An 18,991-nucleotide genomic window follows, 5' to 3' on the forward strand; every position below is an offset into this window, starting at 1 on the left:
TCCTGCCTCGGACCGCCGCCAACCCCATCGCCAGCACAACGCTAGTCGGGTTGCCGCGCTGGTGAAAGGAGCGGTCGGGGCCGGACGCCGGTTAGCGAGGCCCGGATCAGCTGGCCGACGTGGCCGCCAGCGGGACGAAGTCCAGCAACGGGCTGACGCGCCGGCCGTAGACGACACCCAGGAAGTCGGCGACGGCGTTGGCGGCCAGCCGCGACCGCACCGTCGAGAGGATGTCGAACGCGTGGTGCGCATTGGCGAGCTCGGCGTGCGCCACCGTCGGCGCGCCGGCCGCGCGCAGCGCCGCGCAGAAGGACCGGGCCTGGCCGCTGGGAACCAATTCGTCCTTCTCGCCGTGCAGCACGAAGAAGGGTGGCGCGTCGCCGTGCACGTGCGAAACCGGTGACGCCGCCGCGAACCGTTCGGGCTCGTCGGCGTAGCGGGCCTTGACCACGAACTGCTCCAGGAACGGCAACATCAGGCCGTGCATGTTCTCGAAGTCGGTGAAGTCGTAGACGCCGTAATAGGGCACCACGGCCTGAACGGTCGTGTCGGCGCCCTCGAATCCGGGCTGGAAGGCCGGGTCGTTCGGGGTGAGGGCGGCCAGCGAGGCCAGGTGTCCACCCGCGGACCCGCCGGTGATCGCGATGAAGTCGGGGTCGCCGCCGTAGTCGGCAATGTTCTGGCGGACCCACGCGATGGCCCGCTTCACGTCGATGAGGTGCGCGGGGAACGTCGAGCGCGGGCTCTTGCAGTAGTTGATCGAGACGCAGATCCAGCCGAGTTCGGCCATGCGGCTCATCAGCGTGTAGGCCTGCACGCGTTTGTCGCCGACGGTCCACGCGCCGCCGGGGACCTGGATCAGCACCGGCGCGCGCCGCCCGGGTGCCAGGTCATGGCGCCGCCAGATGTCGAGCAGGTTGTCGCGTCCGCCCGGGCCGTAGGCGATGTCGGACGTCTGCGCGGCGTAGCGGCGATGCGGCCCGGGCCTGCTCAGCAGGCCACCGCGCGTGACGCAGACGGGCTTGATGCCGGCCGGGTGGCACACCTGCTCCCGGAAGTCGGACCCCAGAGACTCTTCGAGCGCCGTGGTGAGCGCCTGATCCGCCCGCTGAGCCGCCCAGGTGGTGCCGACGCGGCCGATGGACGGGTGCGAAACCCGCGACAACGCGTGCCCGGTCAGGACGTGCGGCGGGAATTCCGTGGAAAGCCAGCCGGCCAGGCAGCCCAGCGCGAACGGCGAGCCCCGCAGCAACAGCGTGCCAGCCCGGTAGGCATCCACCGCATCGGCCGCCAGGCGTGCTGCCTGGGTCGAAGCCCACGAGCACCGTGAAGCCAGGTGCATGGTCACGCTCATAGCAACGCCACCCCTCGACGGTATGCACACGCCTCGTTGCGGTAAACGGCCGATTACCGGCCGGTGTTCTACGTGTGTCGAGGTTCCCAACCATAGCCGATACTTACGGCGCGGGAACGCTTTTCGCGCGCGCCGCCGCGGCGAGTCGTGTCGCGACACGCCGTTGGAATAGACTGACCTGCACATTGCCTCCGTAGCTCAGGTGGATAGAGCAAGGGCCTTCTAATCCCTAGGTCGCACGTTCGAGTCGTGCCGGGGGCACCAACCAGTGTGTATGGCGACGGGTGATGCGTGACAGCGGTTTCGGTTGATCCTTGACACTCCCTGGATGAGGGAGTCGGGCATGGCGAAGCAGCGGTACCAGGCCGTTACGGCATCGCCTCCGCCCAGTCGCTATGCCCCTCGAAGCCAAGAGTTTTCGCCATGTCTCGGTAACGGTCCCGGTATTTGCGATAGCCCGCCTCGTTACCGTGTGCCCGCGCCAGAGCGGCGCGGATGCGCACCAGCCAGATTTCGCGGGTCACCGACCCCTCCTCGGCCGACGCGGCCGCCAACCGCTCGAAGGCCGCCTCGGCTTCAGCTAGGTCAGCCTCTTGGTCGCCGTCGGCCCCCCGGTCGACCAGGGTCTCCACCAGAACGCCGGTCGCCGCGCTGCCGAGCGCCTGCAGCCGTCCGCCACGGAGCAGTTCGTCGGCGGCCGCGCGCAGCAGTGGGATCGCCTCGTCGCGGTCCCCGCGCCGAACCATCTCACGCGCCCGGCACACGTTGATGGCCGGCAACAGGCCCACGTTCTGTCCCCGGCGGTTGTACATCTCGATGACCTTGTCCAGCAGCTTCTGTCCGCGTTCGCGGTCGGCGGCCGTGGGGCGGTTCAACAGCGCGACGCTGAACGTCATGCACGCGAAGGCCAGCGCCACGTCGTCCCCGGACCGCTCGGCGATCCGCACGGCATCCTCGATCTCGCGCATCGCGGTGTCGTCGGGCCTGAGCATGCCGCTCATGACTCCCGGGAAGTAGACGTAGGCGATGACGCCGGTGTAGGACAGGGAATCGGCGTGGCGGGACATCTCCACGGCCTGCCGCTGATCGTCGCGCCAGCCGGGAAGACCCAGCGAATAACGGGCGATACCCCGCACCGCCAGGGCGTTCGCCAGCGGACATCCGATGATGAAGTTGCCATAAGACGGGTCACCGCCCGCCAGGTCGATGACCCGCTGGGTCCACCGCAGCAACACCGACCATTCGGAGGTAGCGGTCTTGCCGCGGATCGGCAGGGGCGACAGGCCCACCGTCACGATCGGGTTGTCGAGCGACTCGAGGAGGGCCCAGGCCTCCGACGCCAGTTGCGAGGCCTCGGCGATCCGCCCCTGATAGAGGCAATCGTGTCCCAGCCCCGCCGTGGCGATGGCCAGGGACGCCTTGTCGCCCGCTGCTTCGCACAACTCCCGCATTTCCTCGAAGCGAGCACCGGCGACCTGTTCGTGCACGCGCCAGGCGATCGCGCAGAGCATCGTGCGCGGGGCGATGCGCATGGCCGCCCTTTTCGGGTCACCGGCAGGCAGAGCATCGGCGATCATCCGGGCGCGGTCCCAGCTCAGGCGCGCAGCGGCGATGTCCCGGTTGGTCAACCACTTCGCGGCCCGCATGTGCCAGCCGTAGGCGTCGTGCAGGTCACCGGCGGCTTGCAGATGTTCGGCGATCAGCGCCGCGTTCTGGTCGGCCGCTTGCGGCTCGCGGGCTTCGATCGCGGCCGCCAGCCGCCGATGCGACTCGGCGCGATCGGATTTCAGTTGCGCTTCGTAGGCCACGGTCCGGATCAGCGGATGGTGGAACTCGAATTCCGCCCGCGGTGCGAACCGCACCTGCTCGATCAGCTGGGCGGCCAGCAGCTCCTCCACACGGGCGTCGATGCCCAGGCTGGCCAACAGCTCGCAGTCGAAGCGCGACCCGATGACCGCCGCGGCCGCAAGGGTGCGTTTGGCCGCCGCGGGCAGCCGGTCGATGCGGGCGGCGACGGCGGCCTGCAGCGTGGCCGGTACCCGCACGTCGGCCACATCGGCGTGGCAGGAGTAGCTGGTGCGCTCGCCGACGAGCACGCCCCGCTCGGCGAGCTCGCGGGTGATCTCCTGGGCGAAGAACGGGTTGCCGGCCGCCCGTGCGGTGATGATCGGCCGGATGGCGGCCACCGACGGGTCGGAGCCCAGCAGTTCCCCGACCAGCGTGGCGGTCTCCGCATCACTGAGGGGCGTGAGGGCGATGGATTCCGCACCGGCCACCCGGCGCAGCGTGCCACGGTATTCGGGGCGATAGCTGACCAGCACCAGCGAGCGCGTCTGCGGGATCACCTTGAGGAAGTCGGCCAGCATCGACTCGCTGACCGCATCGATCCAGTGGACGTCCTCGACGATGTAGAGCGCGGGCGAGCGGCGGGCCAGCGATGCGGCGTTGACCATGGCGGTCAATCGTCGCCGCCGCGCGTCGGCGTCGATCTTGGGCAAGAAAAACTCGGGATCGGCGATGCCCAGCAGGTCGTCGAAGAGCGCCAGGTCCTCGGGGTCCGCGTCGCGAACTTGGGCATGGACCTGTGCGCGGGCCGCCTCCGCCTCGACGCCCTCGACCCCGGTGGCCGCGCGCAACAGCCGGGCCACGACCCGGAACGGAACGTCCGTGGCGTGCGATTCGCAGAAGGAGGTGAACACCTCCTCGTCGCGGCCACGTGCGATCGCGGCGACCTCCTGCACCAAGCGGCTTTTCCCGATGCCGGGTTCCCCCATGACGGTCACCACACCGCCGTGACCGCCGGCCGCGCGGTCCAGGAACCGCTCGACGGTGGACAACTCGCAGCGTCGACCGACCAGGCTGGACTCACCACGCCCGAGGGCGCGATGCCCGTCCACCATGCCCAGCAGCCGATAGGCCGGGACCGGCTCCAGCGCACCCTTGATCCGGACCAGCTCGGCTTCGCCCAGACTGGCGGCGCCCTCGACGAGTCGCTGTGTCGACGCGGTGAGCATCACCCCGCCCGGTGGGGCCGCCGATTCCATCCGTTGGGCCATGCCGACTTGCTCGCCGACGGCGGTGTAACCGGCTGTGCCAGAACCGATTTCACCGGCGATCACCTGACCGGAGTTCAGGCCCACCCGCAGCCGGAAGGCCACGCCGTCGCGTTCTTGGATGTCTACGGCCAGCCGCTTCGCCGCCTCCTGCACGCCCAGGGCCGCCAGGCTGGCACGGATCGCGTGGTCCTCCAACGCCGCCGGTGCGCCGAACACGGCCATGACGCCGTCACCCGTGAACTTGTCGACCGTTCCGCCGTACCGCTTGACCACCGCCGAGCAGCGGTCGACGAGGTTGGTCATGATCTCGCGAAGCCGTTCCGGCCCTACCGCCGCCGCGATCTCCATGGAGTGCACCACGTCGGCGAACAGGACGGTTACCTGCTTGTACTCGGCGCGGGTGCCGTCGTGCGTGACGGGCGCGCCACAGCCGTCACAGAATCGTGCCCCAGTGCGCGGCACGCGCCCACACGTGCAACACGCGGTCGCTGCGGTCATCCGACGCTCCGCCGCTTCCGGCCCCCGACGTTTCCCGGTTAATCAGCATAGGCGCTAGACGACTTCCAGCAAATGGTGATCTGCCGACCGCGGTCGCCTTCACCGGCACCGCCCTTCGACAGGTCGGCACCTTCCGGACAGCCGAATCCTCTTCGGGCGATGCCCCAGCGGGCCCATTACGGCCTCGCACTAACCGGCGATTCCCGCCAGTTGCTGCGCCACCGCGTCGAATGCCCGCAACGTGTCCAGCATGTGCGGCTCGTGGGAATGCGGCTGGGCGGACAGCTTGGCGGCGACCATCTGCGCGGCGCGGTTCACGTAGATCATCTGGCCGCACATGCCCAGGCACAGCACCACATTGGTGCCCGGATAAGGAAACCACATCTGGTTGCGGTACATCCCGCCGGGCAGGTCGGTGTCGCGGTCGGGGCTGGCGGCGAACGCCCGCCGCGAGTCGGGACCGCCGTCCAGCGTGTCGGCGATCCACGCCGCGGGCACCACTTGCTGACCGGTCAACGAGACGCCGTCGCGCAGGAACAGCGAACCGAACCGGACCATGTCGGTGAGGCAGGCGTTGACGCCGCCGTCGAAAAACCCGGTGCCGGCGGAGTCGACGGCAATGGTGGCGTCGTGTTGGCCGCCGATCCGGCTCCACAGGAGTTCCGACATCAGTTCGGGCATCCGCTGGCCGCCGGCGACCTCGCAGACCCAACCGAGTACGTCCGTTTCACACGAGCGATATTCGAACGGGCCGCCGTGATCCGACTTCTGCCGCAGGGTCACTAGGAAGTCGCGGAGCGTGGCTTGGGCGTCCGGACTCCTCCTGGGCGCCCACCCCATCGCCTGGTCGAGCAGGTGGATCTCTGCCGACGGGTCGTCGTAGTTCTCCGAAAACCTGATGCCCGACCGCATGTCCAGCAGGTGGCGCACCGTCGCACCGGCATAGCCGCAACCCGCCAACTCCGGCACGAAATCGGTGACCGGCGCGTCCAGCTCGATCGCACCGGACCCGTGCAGCGCGCCGACGACGGCGCCCACCAGCGACTTGCTCACCGAGAACAGCAGGTGCCGCCGGTCGGCGCGGAGGTGGTCGAGGTACTCCTCGGCCACCAGGGATCCGCGGTGGGCGACTGCCCACCCGTCGGTGACGGTCGCGGCCATCACCGCGCCGACGGTGGTGGCCGCCCCGTCGGTGTTGGTCAACGGGAGCTCGGCGACCGGGGCGTGGGCCGCGGGCAGCTCCGCGACCGGCCCGGTCCCGCGCGGGATCACGGCCGTCGGCACCATGTCTTCGACGTGCTGGAACGACCACCGCGAATACGGCGTCGCCAGCCAGTTGTCCAGAGAAATGCCGGCCGGGACGCTCACGCCCGTGCGACGAGTCGCGAGACGATCGGCGCGGCGGGCGTCAGAGGCGTCGAGGTGAACTTCGCCTTCATGCCCCTGACCCAGCGCTGGCAGCGCTCGCTGAGCTGATAGTCGTCGGTCTGCAGGTGTGAGCGAGTGACGAGCACGCCGAGTTGGGCGCCCTCGGAACGTAAGTCGCCGGGCGCGGCCACCCGCAGGTAGAAGGCCTCGGAGCCGTCGAGCAGCGTGGCCCAGTCGTTGGCGGTACGCGAAAAGGAGACCCGACCGTCGTCGTCGATGCGCCATACCCCGGTCCGCGGCGTCGCGGTGAAGAGCTCGATATCCGGCGAGGTCTCGGTGAGTATCACCTGGCCCCAGACCTCGTCTTCGCCATACCCCCGCTCCCAGCGCGCGTTGATCTCATCGATGTCGAGCTCGTAGTCGACGTCCATGTACTCGAGCAGGTGGAACAGGAACAGCGGCATGTCGGCATAGGCCTCGGTGGTCAGGTTGGTCATCGGACTTGCGCCGCTCAGGCGCGGATTCACCTCGCCGAGGTAGAGCTCGTCGGAGTCGAGGTCATGCAGCAGGTCCACCTCGAAGTAGCCGAGGTAACCCTCGCGGCGCATGACGTCGCCCAGCTTTGTCACCATTTCTCGCGCGGCGTGGGTCTGAGCGGGCGGCAGCACCTCGCGCCAGATGTCGTTGCCGCACCAGCTACCCCGGCTCGGAGTCAGCTCCGAATAGCCGACGAGACTCGTCATGGCGGGGCCGACCACGGTGCCGTGGCGGGTCACGGCACCCTCGAGGCACACCTCGACGTTGCGGATCCGCTTCATGACTTTGAGGTCCTGCCCGACCAGGTCGCCGGCGTGCTGGTCCCAATCACGCTGACCGTGCACGAAGAACGTGCCGCTGCCGGCGTTGCCGTAGGCGATGGAGATGACGAGGTCATCTCCCAAGCCGGCGTCTTGCGCGAGCGTCAGCAACTCGTCGTAGGAACCGGCCCGTCCGATCGTGTTGGGCACACTGGGGACCCCCGCCTCGTCGGCCAGGCGCGTCATGACGATCTTGGAGCCCAGGCGATTGCGCAGCTCGATCGGCGGATGCATGACCTCGAGGCCCGCCGACCGCGCGAGTGCCTGGATTTCCTCGTTCATCATCACGAAGCAGCACTTGCCGCCGGGGCCCTTACCGGCGATGAACTCGAGCGTCTCGGGGTCGGACAGGAGGTGGCTGCACACCTCGTCCATGGAGTCGAAGTCACGGCGGTCGCGCCGCCGTGGCACGAACACGCGCGAGTGGGTGCCCTCGAAAGAGTCAAAGTAGGTCAGGTAGAAGAAGTTTCGTATCCAGCGGTCAACGCCGAGCAGATTGAACGGGGTTGGCGAGATGAAGAACAGCGGCACCTTGTTCGTGTGGAAGAACGCACGTATGTCCGAGAGGCCGTTCAGCACGCGGCGCGGCCCTGGCGCGGACCCACCGGAGGACACGATCACGCCATCCGCGCTGGCGTCGACGGCGCGATCGGCGTGCCCGCGGTCAAATCACATACCTTCATTCCCCAAGTGTGGACCCGCCATGGCCGCGCGGCAGTGCGTTAACCGAGTTCCGTCATGAACTCTTTGGCCAACGGTCCGGCGGAGGCGGGGTTCTGGCCGGTGAAGAGATTGCGGTCTCTGACCGTGTAGGGCTTCCACATCTCCCCGCGAGAGAAGTCGACGCCCATCTTCACCAGCTCGTCCTCGGCGGTCCAGCGGGCCTTCTCCCGCAGGCCGACGGCGTCCTCTTCGTCGTTGGTGAACGCCGTGACCCGGTAGCCGGCGAAGGGCGACGCCCCGTTGTGCCGCGTCGCCATCATCGCGACGGGCGCGTGGCAGACGATGGCCAGCGGCTTGCCGGACGCGAGCGCCGTGGCCAGCAGCCGGCCGGAGTCCGCGTCCTGCCACAGGTCCTCCATCGGGCCGTGCCCGCCGGGGTAGTAGACGGCGTCGTAGTCCTCGAGACGAGCGTTGGCCAACTCGATCGGCCGGCGCAATTCCTCGGCGGAGCGCAGGGTGTCCTCGAGCTCCCGGGCGACCTCTTCACCCCCGGCCATCGACGGGCGCAAGCTCATCACATCCACATGCGGGACAACGCCTTTCGGCGTGGCCACCACGATTTGATGGCCGGCGGTGGTGAGCTCGCGGTACGGGGCCGCGAACTCCTCCGCCCAGTAGCCGGTCGGGTGTCTCGTGCCGTCCTCGAGGGTCCAGTAACTTGCGCCGGTCACCACGAACAAAACCTTCGCCATCGCGCTTCCCCTCGCTCCCCGCACCGAATCGACCTGCCCCAGCGTCACCCATCTCGTGGCCGATATGCAACACCTTGGGCCGGGATGCGAACCGCGGTCACCACGCCGGTGCGAGCTGCCACGCCAGGCCACGCGCGCACCGAAGACCCGCGGCGCAAATGGCTCTTAACAGGCGCTGCGATGGCGGCCGTCGCGCAGAGTTTGCCAATTAGACGGGCAGGGAACAACAATTGGCGTGTCGTGCGAGCAGATGACGCCAGTAGGGGGATCATGACTTAGGGCGTCTCTATTCGAGGGGTGGTCGATGATGACGTCGGACGACTGGCAGCCGGTGGTGCGAGTTGGAGAACCAAAGTTCGTAGCCGGCTTGGGAAATAGGATCAAAGTTGAGGTCAAGACTCGGGGCTGGCTAAGCCGGGACTGGCGCGGCTACTTCGGTCTGCAGGTATCGCAGCAACGGCTGGATGCCAGATACTCCTCCTATCCCTGTTGGGACGAAGTCCAGCGCATCGAGGGCACGTGCGCCCTTGACGAGGCGGAGCGCTACATCGAAATGATTGATGCGGCAATCCACTACGCGAACACACGGTTGCGCTGTGAAACGTTGCCAACCACAGTGATCCAGGGGACGCAGCGGGACCAGCGGGCGTGCGCGGTAAAACGTCGCCAGGCCGCGCTCGATCAACTGGCGAAGAAATTGGCAAAACCCGAGGTCAGGTAAAAACATCCGGGTGGAGGCCGCGCCTTAACGCGGGACGATTCCCTTCCGTGGCGCGCCGAAGCGGTGGCGTGTCACCACAATGAATACATTCGCGTAATTCACCTGGGTCCAGTTCGGGTTGTCACCTCGGGCACCCGAACGCAACCGTATTCGCGTTTGCGCAGCCATTCTTTGGAAATGCCGGCGCGGCCGGCAATGGCGTTCGCGTCGGCGAGCCAAGCAAATCCCCGCCCGAACCGCCGCAATATGAAGGCAATTCGAGGCGGCACCGGGGCGAGCGTCACGATGCCCGCCCGGACCCGCCGCGGTTTCCGCCGCCGCCCGCCGCCGCGCGACGGTTTCGTGCGGGAAGGGCTTGCTGGTGCCGACTTGGGAGAATCCTCCATTGACCGGCTCACACCGGCCACCGTCGGCGAGTGCGCCGCGCAGTACCCTTACCGTGCCCCGGAGTCCCGGGCCGCGGCCCATCCGTCGTGCGTCGCCCGGGCCCGCCAACCCAAGCCGCGGAGGTGCCCGATGGCCCGATCCGACCTCGTCCTCTTCACCGTCGACAACCGCATCGCCCTCATCACCGTCAACGACCCCGATCGGCGCAACGCGGTGACCGCCGACATGTCGGCGGGTCTGCGCGCCGCCGTCGAGCGGGCCGAGGCCGACCCCGACGTCCACGCCGTGGTGATCACCGGCGCCGGCAAGGCGTTTTGCGCGGGCGCGGACCTCAGCGCGCTCGGCGCCGCCGGCGGCGACAAAGCGGAGACGGGCCTGCAGCAGCTCTACGACGGCTTCATGGCGGTCGGCGCTTGCCGCCTACCCACCATCGCCGCCGTCAACGGCGCGGCCGTCGGCGCGGGTCTGAACCTCGCCTTGGCGGCCGACGTGCGCATCGCCGGGCCGGCGGCGTTGTTCGACGCCCGGTTCCAGAAGCTGGGGCTGCATCCCGGTGGGGGGGCGACGTGGATGTTGCAGCGGGCGGTGGGGCCGCAGGTCGCCCGCGCGGCCCTGCTGTTCGGTATGCGTTTCGACGCCGACTCCGCCGTGCGCCACGGCGTGGCGCTCTCCGCCGCCGACGATCCGGTCGCCGCGGCGATGGAGCTGGCCGCCGGGCCCGCGGCCGCGCCGCGCGAGGTCGTGCTGGCGACCAAGGCCACCATGCGCGCCACCGCCAGCCCGGGGTCGCTGGATCACGAGCAACACGTCTTCGCCATGCGCACTGAGCTCGGGCCGCAGGCGTATTCGATCCAGTCGCCGGAGTTTGCTCAGCGACTGGCTGCGGCGCAACGCAGGTAGTGCCATCATGGGCTTGCAGGTTGGGATCGGTAGCCGAGCGAACATTGTCTGCTTGCTGCGAAGACGCCGACCGACCTGGCGCATGAGTAAAGGACATACCGCGTGCACATCACCCGCACCGTCGCCCGCATCGTCGCCGGGGCTCTCCTCTCCAGCGGCCTCGCCATGGCCGGATTGGCCCTGGCCGCCGGCACCGCCCACGCCCACCCCGGCCCCGCACCGCGGGTGCATTGGTGCCCGAACCAGCCGTGGAATCCAGCCTGGGGGGAGAACAAGTACTGGAATCAGTGCTGGGATACCGACAACCCGCCGCCGTACCCGCCGCCGCCTCCGTTTCACCAGCCCAATTTCAACTGCGGCCTGTTCTGGTGCCCCGTACCGCCGCACAATTGAGCCATTATAGGTCGAGCACCGCGCTGACGGGTGACTCGACCAAGTCCCTCAGTTCGGTGACGAACTGGGCAGCCTGGGCACCGTCGGCGACGCGGTGGTCGAACACGCACGTCAACGTCATCGTCGGGCGGACCACGACCTGATCACCGACGGCCACCGGGCGCGGCTTGATGGACCCCATCCCCAGGATGGCCGCTTCGGGATGGTTGATGACCGGCACGCCGTCGTCGGCGCCAAGCGCCCCGAAGTTGGACACGGTGAACGTGGAGCCGCGCAACTCCCCCGGCGTCAGCGTTCCCTCGCGCGCGCCGGCGATCAATTCCGCCGTGCGGCTTGCCAGTTCGCGGGTGGTCTGCTGGTGCGCGTCGGTGATCACCGGGATCAGCAGGCCCCGGGTGGTGGCCACTCCGAACCCCAGATGCACCCGATGCTCGACCCGAATCCGCGGCCCGTCGGGCGCTTCGATCCATGTCGAGTTCAGGATCTCGTTGTGGCGCAGGGCGATCAGCATCAGCCGCATGGTCAGGACGAACGGCGTGATCCTCGGCTCCGTCGACGCGCGGTCGGCCAGCCGCAGCAGTTCGGTGCAGTCGACCACGACACTCACTTTGGCCGCCGGGATCTCGCGGTGCGACAGCGTCATCTTCTCGGCCATCCGCGCCTGCACGCCGCGGACCGGTCGAACGTCGACCCCGTTTTGATCCGCCGCCGCCAACACGTCCGCGCGGCTGATGATGTTGTCGGGGTCGCGCTGGACCGAGCGCAAGTCGACCATCAGCTCCTTGGCCAGTTTCCGCACCGGAGGGGCGGCGCGTGGGCGCCCGCGCCGCCGGCTGGCGTCGATGCCCGCGTCCGCGCCATAGCCGACCAGCGTGGGGACCACCCCGCCCGTCGCGGGGGCCTCGCCGTTGGCCGGTGCGGTGTCGATGCGGACCAGCACTGCCCCGACCGCGAGCACATCGCCTTCGGCGCCGTGTGTTTCGACGATCCGACCCGCATACGGGCTGGGCAGCTCCACTTCCGCCTTGGCGGTCTCCACCGAGCACAACACTTGGTTGAGTTCGACGTCGTCGCCCGCGGCGACGTTCCAGCGCGTCACCGTCACTTCCTGCAACCCCTCGCCGAGGTCGGGAACGCGGAACGCCTTGACGCGCCCGTCGGCATTCATGGCTGACCCAACGCACGCTCGACGCAGTCCAGCAAGCGGTCGGGCCCCGGTAGCCACAATCGCTCCAGCCGCGCCGGCGGGTAGGGCGTATCGAAGCCGCACGCGCGCAACACCGGCGCCTCCAGCTCGTAGAACATGTCTTCCTGGATCCGCGCTGCCAAACCGGCCCCATATCCTAGGCTGCGGGGGCCTTCGTGCATCACCACGCAGCGTCCGGTCCGACGAATCGACGCGGCCACGGTGTCGAAGTCCAGCGGCACCAGTGACCGCAGGTCGATGACTTCCAGGCTCCAACCATGTTGCCGCTGGGCCTCTTCCGCGGCACCCACCGCGGTACTGACCAGGCTGCCGTAGGTCACGACGGTGACATCGGTGCCGGGCCGGCGCACCCCCGCCCGCCCGATCGGCGGCTCGGGCCGGCCGGTGTCGACCAGGCCGCGGACCTGGTAGCGCCGCTTGGGTTCGAGGTACATCACCGGGTCCGGACAGGCGATCGCATGACGGAGTAGCCAGTACGCGTCCGCGGGATTGGACGGAACGACCACCTTCAGGCCGGCGGTGTGGGCCCAATACGATTCGGTGGAGTCCGAATGATGTTCGGCCGCCCCGATTCCGCCGAATGAGGGGATCCGCACCGTCACCGGCATGTTGATCTCGCCCCGGGTGCGGGTACGGTACTTCGCCAGATGGCTGACCACTTGGTCGAAGGCCGGATAGGAAAACCCGTCGAACTGGATCTCCGGCACCGGCACGAATCCGCGTAACGCGAGTCCCACCGCGATCCCGATGATGGCGGATTCCGCCAGGGGCGTGTCGAAACAGCGTTGCTCACCGAACTTTTCGGCCAGACCCTCGCTCACCCGGAATACCCCGCCCTCGGCCGAGACGTCCTCGCCGAACACCAGCACCCGTTCGTCGGCGGCCATCGCATCGTGCAGGGCATGGTTGAGCGCCTGCACCATGGTCAGCTGGTCCGCACCCCGCGCGGTCGGTTCCGAGGCGGCGGTGCGGGTTTCGTCGGAACTGGCGGGGCGGTCGGCGAGCTGAGTCATTCACGCCTCCTGATCGCTGCGTTCGAGCTCGGCGCGCAGTTGTTGCAGCTGCGCCCGCAGCCCGGGCGTCATCTCGGCGTACACCGTGGTGAACACCTCCTCGATGTCGAAATCGGGCGCGCCGAAGACCGCGTCGCGCAGTTCGGCGCGCATCCGCTTCGAGCGGGCGGCCACGCGATCCTCGAGGCGGTCCGTCCACAGGCCCTGCTCCCGAAGGTAAGTGCGGTAGCGCGGGATCGGGTCGAGTGCCGCCCAGCGGTCCACTTCCTACTGGGTGCGGTAGCGGCTGGGATCGTCGGACGTGGTGTGCGGGCCCAGCCGGTAGGTGACCGCCTCGATCAGGGTCGGGCCGTCGCCGGCCCGGGCGCGGGCGGCGGCCTCGGCCATCACCGCGTAGCAGGCCAGCACATCGTTGCCGTCCACCCGTATCCCGGGCATGCCGTAGCCGATTGCCTTGTGCGCGATGGACAGCGCCTTGGTCTGCTTGTGGACGGGCACCGAGATGGCCCACTGGTTGTTCTGGACGAAGAACACGCAAGGCGTGGCGAACACGGCCGCGAAGTTCAGCGCCTCGTGCACGTCTCCCACGCTGGTGGCGCCGTCGCCGAGGAAGGCCACCGCCACCGAGTCCTCACCGAGACGTTGCGCGGCCATCGCCGCCCCGACGGCGTGCAGGGCCTGGGTGCCGATCGGAATCGAGGTCGGGGCGCAGCATTTCTTGGTGAATTCCAGTCCCCCGTGCCAAGTTCCGCGCCACACGGCGCCGACGTGCCCGGGTGGGATACCGCGCACCAGATACGCACCGAGCTCCCGGTATTGGGGAAACAACCAGTCGGTCTTGCGCAGACACGCCACCGCGCCCACCTGGGCGGCTTCCTGACCGAGGCACGACGCGAACAGGGCCAACTCGCCCTGACGCTTCAGGTTGACGAACTCGGTGTCCAGCTCGCGGGTGACCACCATCATCTCGTAGAGCCAGCACAGTGTCTCCGCGGGAAGGTCGCGGCCATACCGGAGTTCGGGCGTCGGGGTGCCGTCCGCGGCGACGAGTTGCACCGGCTCGAGATCGACGGTCATCGGCAGTTGAGGCACCTTCGCCATACCGTCTCCCTACTTCGGTGCCGCAGGGGTCACAGCAAGAGCTCAGCCGGAACCTGCCGCGAGCCGAAGTCGATCGCCAGCTTCACGAAAGGCTCCGCTCGCCGCGACACTGGCGTACTGCCCATTATGCGCTCAGATGCGAAGAGACCGCGGTGATCGCGAACGTGTCGCGCCCGCCGTCGACCCGGTCCGTCGGGGTTCCGGTTTCGAGGTCGCGGGTGACATCGGTTTCGCGGACGTCATCCGTCGGCCGACTGCCCCGCCCTGCGCACCAGCATCTCCGCGTGCTTCAGCACGGGAGAGTCCACCATCTGCCCCTCGAACGCGAAAACGCCGCGCTCCGTGCGGGCGGCGGCCAATACTCTTCGCGCCCAGTCGACTTTCTCCGCGCTGGGCCGGTAGGCGTCGCGCACGACCGGGATCTGGGTCGGGTGGATGCAGACGGTCCCGTGGAAACCCACCGCGACCGCGTCGTACGCCTCCGCGCGCAGGCCTTCGATGTCGCGGATGTCCAGATGCACCGCGTCGAGCGCGATCCGGCCGAACGTGGACGCCGCCAGCAGCACCGTCGAGCGCACATGGCGCGCGACGTCGCGATAGGTGCCGTCGGCCAGGCGGCTGGAGCTGCCGCCGAGGCTGGCGACCAGGTCCTCGGCGCCCCACATCATCGCGACGGTCCCGTCGGCGGCGGCGATCTCGGTGGTGAAGACGGCGCCGCGGGGCGTCTCGATCAGCGCGATGACGTCGCGCGGCGCCAGCGCCGACACCTGCGCGGCAGATTCGGTCTTGGACAGCATCACCGTCGTGTAGGGCGTGTCGGCCAGGGCGTCCAGGTCGCGGCCGTGCTCCTCGGTATCGGCCGCGTTGACGCGCACCACGGTGCGCGCGGGATCCAGCGGGGTCTCCCGTAGCGCCTTGCGCGCCGCGGGCTTGTCGGCTTCGGCCACGCCGTCCTCGAGGTCGAGGATCACCACGTCGGCCGCGGCGGCCGCCTTCGCGAAACGCTCGGGACGGTCGGCCGGGCAGAACAGCCAACCCGGGCCGGCGGTCTGCAAGTTCACTTGGCCTCCTGGTCGCCGGGGCACTTCTGCACCAGCGTCGTGCGCACGGCCCGTGCCACTATGTCGCCGTGCTGGTTGCGACCGGTGTGCTCGAGGGTGACGATCCCTTCGCCCGGCCTGCTCTTCGACTCCCGCTTGGCGGTGCACACCGTCTCCGCGTACAGGGTGTCGCCGTGAAACACCGGCTTGGGGAACGACACCTCGGAGAAGCCCAGGTTGGCGACGATGGTGCCCAGCGTCAGCTGCGAGACCGACAGCCCGACCAGCGTGGACAGGGTGAACATCGAGTTGACCAACCGCTCGCCCCGAAAGCCCGGCTGCTCGGCGGCCCACGCCGCATCCAGGTGCAGCGACTGGGTGTTCATCGTGAGCGTGGTGAACAAGACGTTGTCGGCCTCGGTGATGGTGCGACCCGGCCGGTGCAGATACCTCGTGCCGATCTCGAACTCCTCGAACCACAGGCCGCGCTGGACGACCGATTTGCCTTCGGTCATGACAGCCCCAGCGATCGCGCGATGAGCATCAGCTGGACCTCGGTGGTCCCCTCACCGATCTCCAGGATCTTGCTGTCGCGGTAGTGACGGGCTACGGGGTACTCGTTCATGAAGCCGTATCCGCCGTGGATCTGGGTGGCGTCGCGCGCGTTGTCCATGGCCGCTTCCGAAGCGATCATCTTCGCGATGGCGGCCTCCTTCTTGAACTGCTTGCCGGCCAACATCTTTGCGGCCGCATCGTAATACGCGGTGCGGGCGACGTGCGCGCGTGCCTCCATCCGCGCGATCTTGAAGCTGATCGCCTGGTAGGAGCCGATCGGCTGACCGAACGACTGCCGTTCCTTGGCGTACTTGACGCTCTCGTCGACGCAGCCCTGCGCGGCACCAGTTGCGAGCGCGGCGATCGCGATACGCCCCTCGTCGAGGATGGACAAGAAGTTCGCGTAGCCGGTGCCGAGGGGGCCCAGCAGGTTCTCCTCCGGGACGCGGGCGTCGGCGAAGCTCAGCGGGTGGGTGTCCGAGGCGTTCCAGCCGACCTTGCTGTAGACCGGCTCGACGGTGAATCCCGGTGTGCCGTTAGGCACGATGATCGTCGAGATCTCCTTCTTGTCGCCCACCGTGCCGGTGACCGCGGTGACGGTGACCAGCTTCGTGATGTCGGTGCCGGAGTTGGTGATGAACTGCTTGCTGCCGTTGATCACCCACTCGCCGTCGTCGAGCCGCGCCGTGGTCCGGGTGGCGCCCGCGTCCGAACCTGCGCCCGGCTCGGTGAGCCCGAAACCGGCCAGAGCCCGCCCGGCCGTCAGGTCCGGCAGCCACTTGGCTTTCTGTTCCTCGGAACCGAAGCGGTAGATCGGCATGGCGCCGAGGCTGACGCCGGCCTCCAGCGTGATCGCCACCGACTGGTCCACCTTGCCGAGTTCCTCGAGCGCCAGCGACAGCGCGAAGTAGTCGCCGCCCATGCCGCCGTATTCCTCGGGGAACGGCAGGCCGAACAACCCCATCTCGCCCATCTTGGCGACGACCTCGTACGGGAAGCTGTGCTCTTCATCGTGTTTGGCCGATACCGGCGCGACCACGGTGCGCGCGAACTCAGCCACCGTGTCGCGAAGATCCTGGTATTCCTTGGGTAGCGTTCCCGCGGTAATCGATGTCGTCATGTCTCGTCCTTACTCGAATCAGCCTCTGCGTCAGTATCTTCGGGCACCAGCCGGGCCAGCACCTGGTCGACGGTGACCTGATCGCCAACGGATACCAAGAGCTCCACTCGTCCCGAAATCGGCGCGGGGAGCGAGTGTTCCATCTTCATCGCCTCCACCACTACGACCACGTCACCCTCGGATACCTCGGCGCCGGAGGCGGCCTGCACCGCGATCACGCTTCCCGGCATCGGGCTGAGGATCTCGGCCTGCTGCGCGCCGGCCCCGCGATGGATCTTGTGCTCCTCGGCCTCTCGCAGGTGCCAGGCTCCCCGCTCGTCGGCGATCCACAGGTGGCGGTCAGCCTCCGCCCATCGGTATTCGCGGCGCAGCCCGCCCAGCGTGACATCCAGGCGGGAACCGTCGACTTGCACACTCGCGGTCTGGATCTCGTCCGCGCCGACCTGCACGCGGGCGGCGTCCGGTGGTCCCCATACCGACACGGTCTCGCTGCGCAGCGGCGTCTGCATCTCGGTCCGCACGGGTGCGGGCGCACCCCCGACCCGCCATCCGGTCGGCGCGGCCCATGGGTTGCCCGCAGCCCGGCGGTCCAGGGCCCACTGGCGATAAAGACCCCCGGCCGCGAGCACGTCGTCGGGCGCCGGCAGCGGCGCGAAATCCGCCACCCGCTCGTCGAGCAGCGCCGTGTCGAGGTCACCGGCTTGCACTCGCTCGTCGGCCAGCAGGAACCGAAGGAACTCGATGTTGGTCTGCACACCCAGGACTGCGGTCTGCGCCAGCGCGCCGTCGAGTTTCGCCAGCGCCTCGGCGCGGTCCCCGCCGTGCGCGATCACCTTACTCAACATCGGGTCGTAATCGCTGCCGACCACCGTGCCCGCCAGCAGCGACGAGTCCACCCGCACGCCGGCGCCGGCGGGTTCGGCCACCTGCAGGACGAGGCCGCCGGTAGGCAGGAACCCCCGCGCCGGGTCCTCCGCGTACACCCGCGCCTCGATCGCGTGGCCGTGCAGTTCGACGTCGTCCTGCGCGAATCCCAGTTTCTCTCCGGCCGCCACCCGGAGCTGCCACTCCACCAGGTCCAGGCCGGTAACCGCCTCGGTGACCGGGTGTTCCACCTGCAGTCGGGTGTTCATCTCCATGAAGAAGAACTCGTCCGGCCGGTCGGCGGAGACGATGAACTCCACCGTGCCCGCCCCGACGTAGTCGACGCTGCGGGCGGTGTTGCACGCCGCGGCACCGATGCGGGCGCGGGTCTGCGGGTCGAGCAGTGGCGAGGGCGCCTCCTCGATCACCTTCTGGTGCCGGCGTTGCAGGCTGCACTCGCGCTCGCCGAGGTGCACGATGTTGCCGTGGGTGTCGGCGAGCACTTGTACTTCGATGTGCCTGGGCCGCAGGACGAATCGCTCCAGGAACAGGGTGTCGTCACCGAACGACGAGGCGGCCTCGCGCCGGGCGCCCAGTAGGGCGTCGCGCAGCTGGCTCGGGTCATCCACCAGGCGCATGCCCTTGCCGCCGCCGCCGGCCGACGGCTTGATCAACACCGGGTAGCCGACTTCGTCGGCGGCCGCGACGAGTTCGTCGTCGCTCAGCCCTGGCTTGGCCACCCCGGGCACCACCGGCACGTCGAAGGCGGCGACGGCGTTCTTCGCGGTGATCTTGTCCCCCATCACCTGGATCGCCCGGGCCGGCGGGCCGAGGAACACCACGCCGGCGCGCTCGCAGGCGGCCGCGAATTCGGCGTTCTCGGAGAGGAATCCGTAGCCCGGATGGATCGCCTGGGCTCCGGTGCGGGCCGCCGCATCGAGCACCTTGACGATGTCCAGGTAGCTCTCCCGGGCCGCGGCGGGACCGAGGCGAACGGCGGTGTCGGCCTCCAGGACGTGACGGGCGCCGGCGTCGGGGTCGCTGTACACCGCGACCGACCGGATGCCCAGCCGGCGCAGGGTGCGCATCACCCGGACCGCGATCTCGCCGCGGTTGGCCACCAAGACTGTCTCGAACATGTT

Annotated in this window: 14 protein-coding genes, 1 tRNA gene and 1 pseudogene; 4 read left to right on the forward strand and 12 right to left on the reverse strand. The window is 68.7% G+C overall.

The features are described from left to right. Nucleotides 1-106: 106 nt before the first annotated feature. Nucleotides 107-1,354, reverse strand: a complete 1,248-nt coding sequence (lipQ, locus tag BST44_RS00800) for an esterase LipQ (RefSeq protein WP_083174385.1) — start codon at nt 1,352-1,354, stop codon at nt 107-109. A 187-nt stretch (nt 1,355-1,541) separates the two neighbouring features. Between lipQ and BST44_RS00805 the strand changes: the two genes are divergently transcribed. Next, a tRNA-Arg gene (locus BST44_RS00805) sits at nt 1,542-1,618 on the forward strand. 104 nt (nt 1,619-1,722) lie between these two features. Here the strand turns inward: BST44_RS00805 and BST44_RS00810 are convergent. The 4 genes from BST44_RS00810 to BST44_RS00825 all read right to left on the reverse strand — a co-directional run bounded on the left by BST44_RS00810 (nt 1,723) and on the right by BST44_RS00825 (nt 8,548). After that, nucleotides 1,723-4,908, reverse strand: coding sequence for an ATP-binding protein (locus BST44_RS00810; RefSeq protein WP_083174386.1), 3,186 nt, complete (start codon nt 4,906-4,908; stop codon nt 1,723-1,725). Between the two features lie 189 nt (nt 4,909-5,097). Next, nucleotides 5,098-6,276 carry a serine hydrolase domain-containing protein gene (locus tag BST44_RS00815; RefSeq protein ID WP_083174388.1) on the reverse strand — a complete coding sequence of 393 codons (1,179 nt, stop codon included), beginning with the start codon at nt 6,274-6,276 and terminating at the stop codon, nt 5,098-5,100. Next, nucleotides 6,273-7,754: a biotin carboxylase gene (locus BST44_RS00820; RefSeq protein ID WP_208619703.1), complete on the reverse strand. Its 1,482-nt coding sequence runs from the start codon at nt 7,752-7,754 to the stop codon at nt 6,273-6,275. The genes BST44_RS00815 and BST44_RS00820 overlap by 4 nt, the downstream gene beginning before the upstream one ends. Before the next feature lie 101 nt (nt 7,755-7,855). Beyond that, on the reverse strand, nt 7,856-8,548 hold the full coding sequence (locus BST44_RS00825) for a type 1 glutamine amidotransferase domain-containing protein (RefSeq protein WP_083174389.1): 693 nt from the start codon (nt 8,546-8,548) through the stop codon (nt 7,856-7,858). 307 nt (nt 8,549-8,855) lie between these two features. Between BST44_RS00825 and BST44_RS00830 the strand changes: the two genes are divergently transcribed. From BST44_RS00830 to BST44_RS00840, 3 genes are all read left to right on the forward strand, one after another. Next, nucleotides 8,856-9,269 (forward strand): hypothetical protein, encoded by a 414-nt coding sequence (locus BST44_RS00830; protein WP_083174391.1) that lies wholly within the window; start codon nt 8,856-8,858, stop codon nt 9,267-9,269. Nucleotides 9,270-9,785: 516 nt separating this feature from the next. After that, entirely contained in the window at nt 9,786-10,556 is a 771-nt protein-coding gene (locus BST44_RS00835) for an enoyl-CoA hydratase (RefSeq protein WP_083174392.1), read from the forward strand. 102 nt (nt 10,557-10,658) lie between these two features. Continuing rightward, nucleotides 10,659-10,949 carry an Mtp family mycobacterial-type pilin gene (locus tag BST44_RS00840; protein ID WP_083174394.1) on the forward strand — a complete coding sequence of 97 codons (291 nt, stop codon included), beginning with the start codon at nt 10,659-10,661 and terminating at the stop codon, nt 10,947-10,949. Nucleotides 10,950-10,953: 4 nt separating this feature from the next. On the opposite strand, the gene BST44_RS00845 is transcribed toward BST44_RS00840, so the two are convergent. The 7 genes and pseudogenes from BST44_RS00845 to BST44_RS00875 all read right to left on the reverse strand — a co-directional run bounded on the left by BST44_RS00845 (nt 10,954) and on the right by BST44_RS00875 (nt 18,988). After that, complete coding sequence (locus tag BST44_RS00845) at nt 10,954-12,117, reverse strand: dihydrolipoamide acetyltransferase family protein (RefSeq protein WP_083174395.1); 1,164 nt, start codon at nt 12,115-12,117, stop codon at nt 10,954-10,956. Continuing rightward, nucleotides 12,114-13,169, reverse strand: a complete 1,056-nt coding sequence (gene bkdB, locus BST44_RS00850) for a 3-methyl-2-oxobutanoate dehydrogenase subunit beta (RefSeq protein WP_083174397.1) — start codon at nt 13,167-13,169, stop codon at nt 12,114-12,116. Before bkdB ends, BST44_RS00845 begins: the two co-directional genes overlap by 4 nt. Beyond that, nucleotides 13,170-14,270: pseudogene (gene pdhA, locus BST44_RS00855) on the reverse strand (pyruvate dehydrogenase (acetyl-transferring) E1 component subunit alpha). A gap of 239 nt (nt 14,271-14,509) precedes the next feature. After that, complete coding sequence (locus BST44_RS00860; RefSeq protein WP_083174398.1) at nt 14,510-15,331, reverse strand: HpcH/HpaI aldolase/citrate lyase family protein; 822 nt, start codon at nt 15,329-15,331, stop codon at nt 14,510-14,512. After that, complete coding sequence (locus BST44_RS00865) at nt 15,328-15,825, reverse strand: MaoC family dehydratase (protein WP_083174400.1); 498 nt, start codon at nt 15,823-15,825, stop codon at nt 15,328-15,330. The genes BST44_RS00860 and BST44_RS00865 overlap by 4 nt, the downstream gene beginning before the upstream one ends. After that, nucleotides 15,822-16,985 carry an acyl-CoA dehydrogenase family protein gene (locus BST44_RS00870; protein ID WP_083174401.1) on the reverse strand — a complete coding sequence of 388 codons (1,164 nt, stop codon included), beginning with the start codon at nt 16,983-16,985 and terminating at the stop codon, nt 15,822-15,824. The genes BST44_RS00865 and BST44_RS00870 overlap by 4 nt, the downstream gene beginning before the upstream one ends. Beyond that, nucleotides 16,982-18,988, reverse strand: coding sequence for an acetyl/propionyl/methylcrotonyl-CoA carboxylase subunit alpha (locus BST44_RS00875; RefSeq protein WP_083174735.1), 2,007 nt, complete (start codon nt 18,986-18,988; stop codon nt 16,982-16,984). Before BST44_RS00875 ends, BST44_RS00870 begins: the two co-directional genes overlap by 4 nt. Between the last annotated feature and the right edge of the window lie 3 nt (nt 18,989-18,991).

It is taken from the genome of Mycobacterium scrofulaceum (genome assembly GCF_002086735.1).
Taxonomy (GTDB): Bacteria; Actinomycetota; Actinomycetes; order Mycobacteriales; family Mycobacteriaceae; genus Mycobacterium; species Mycobacterium scrofulaceum.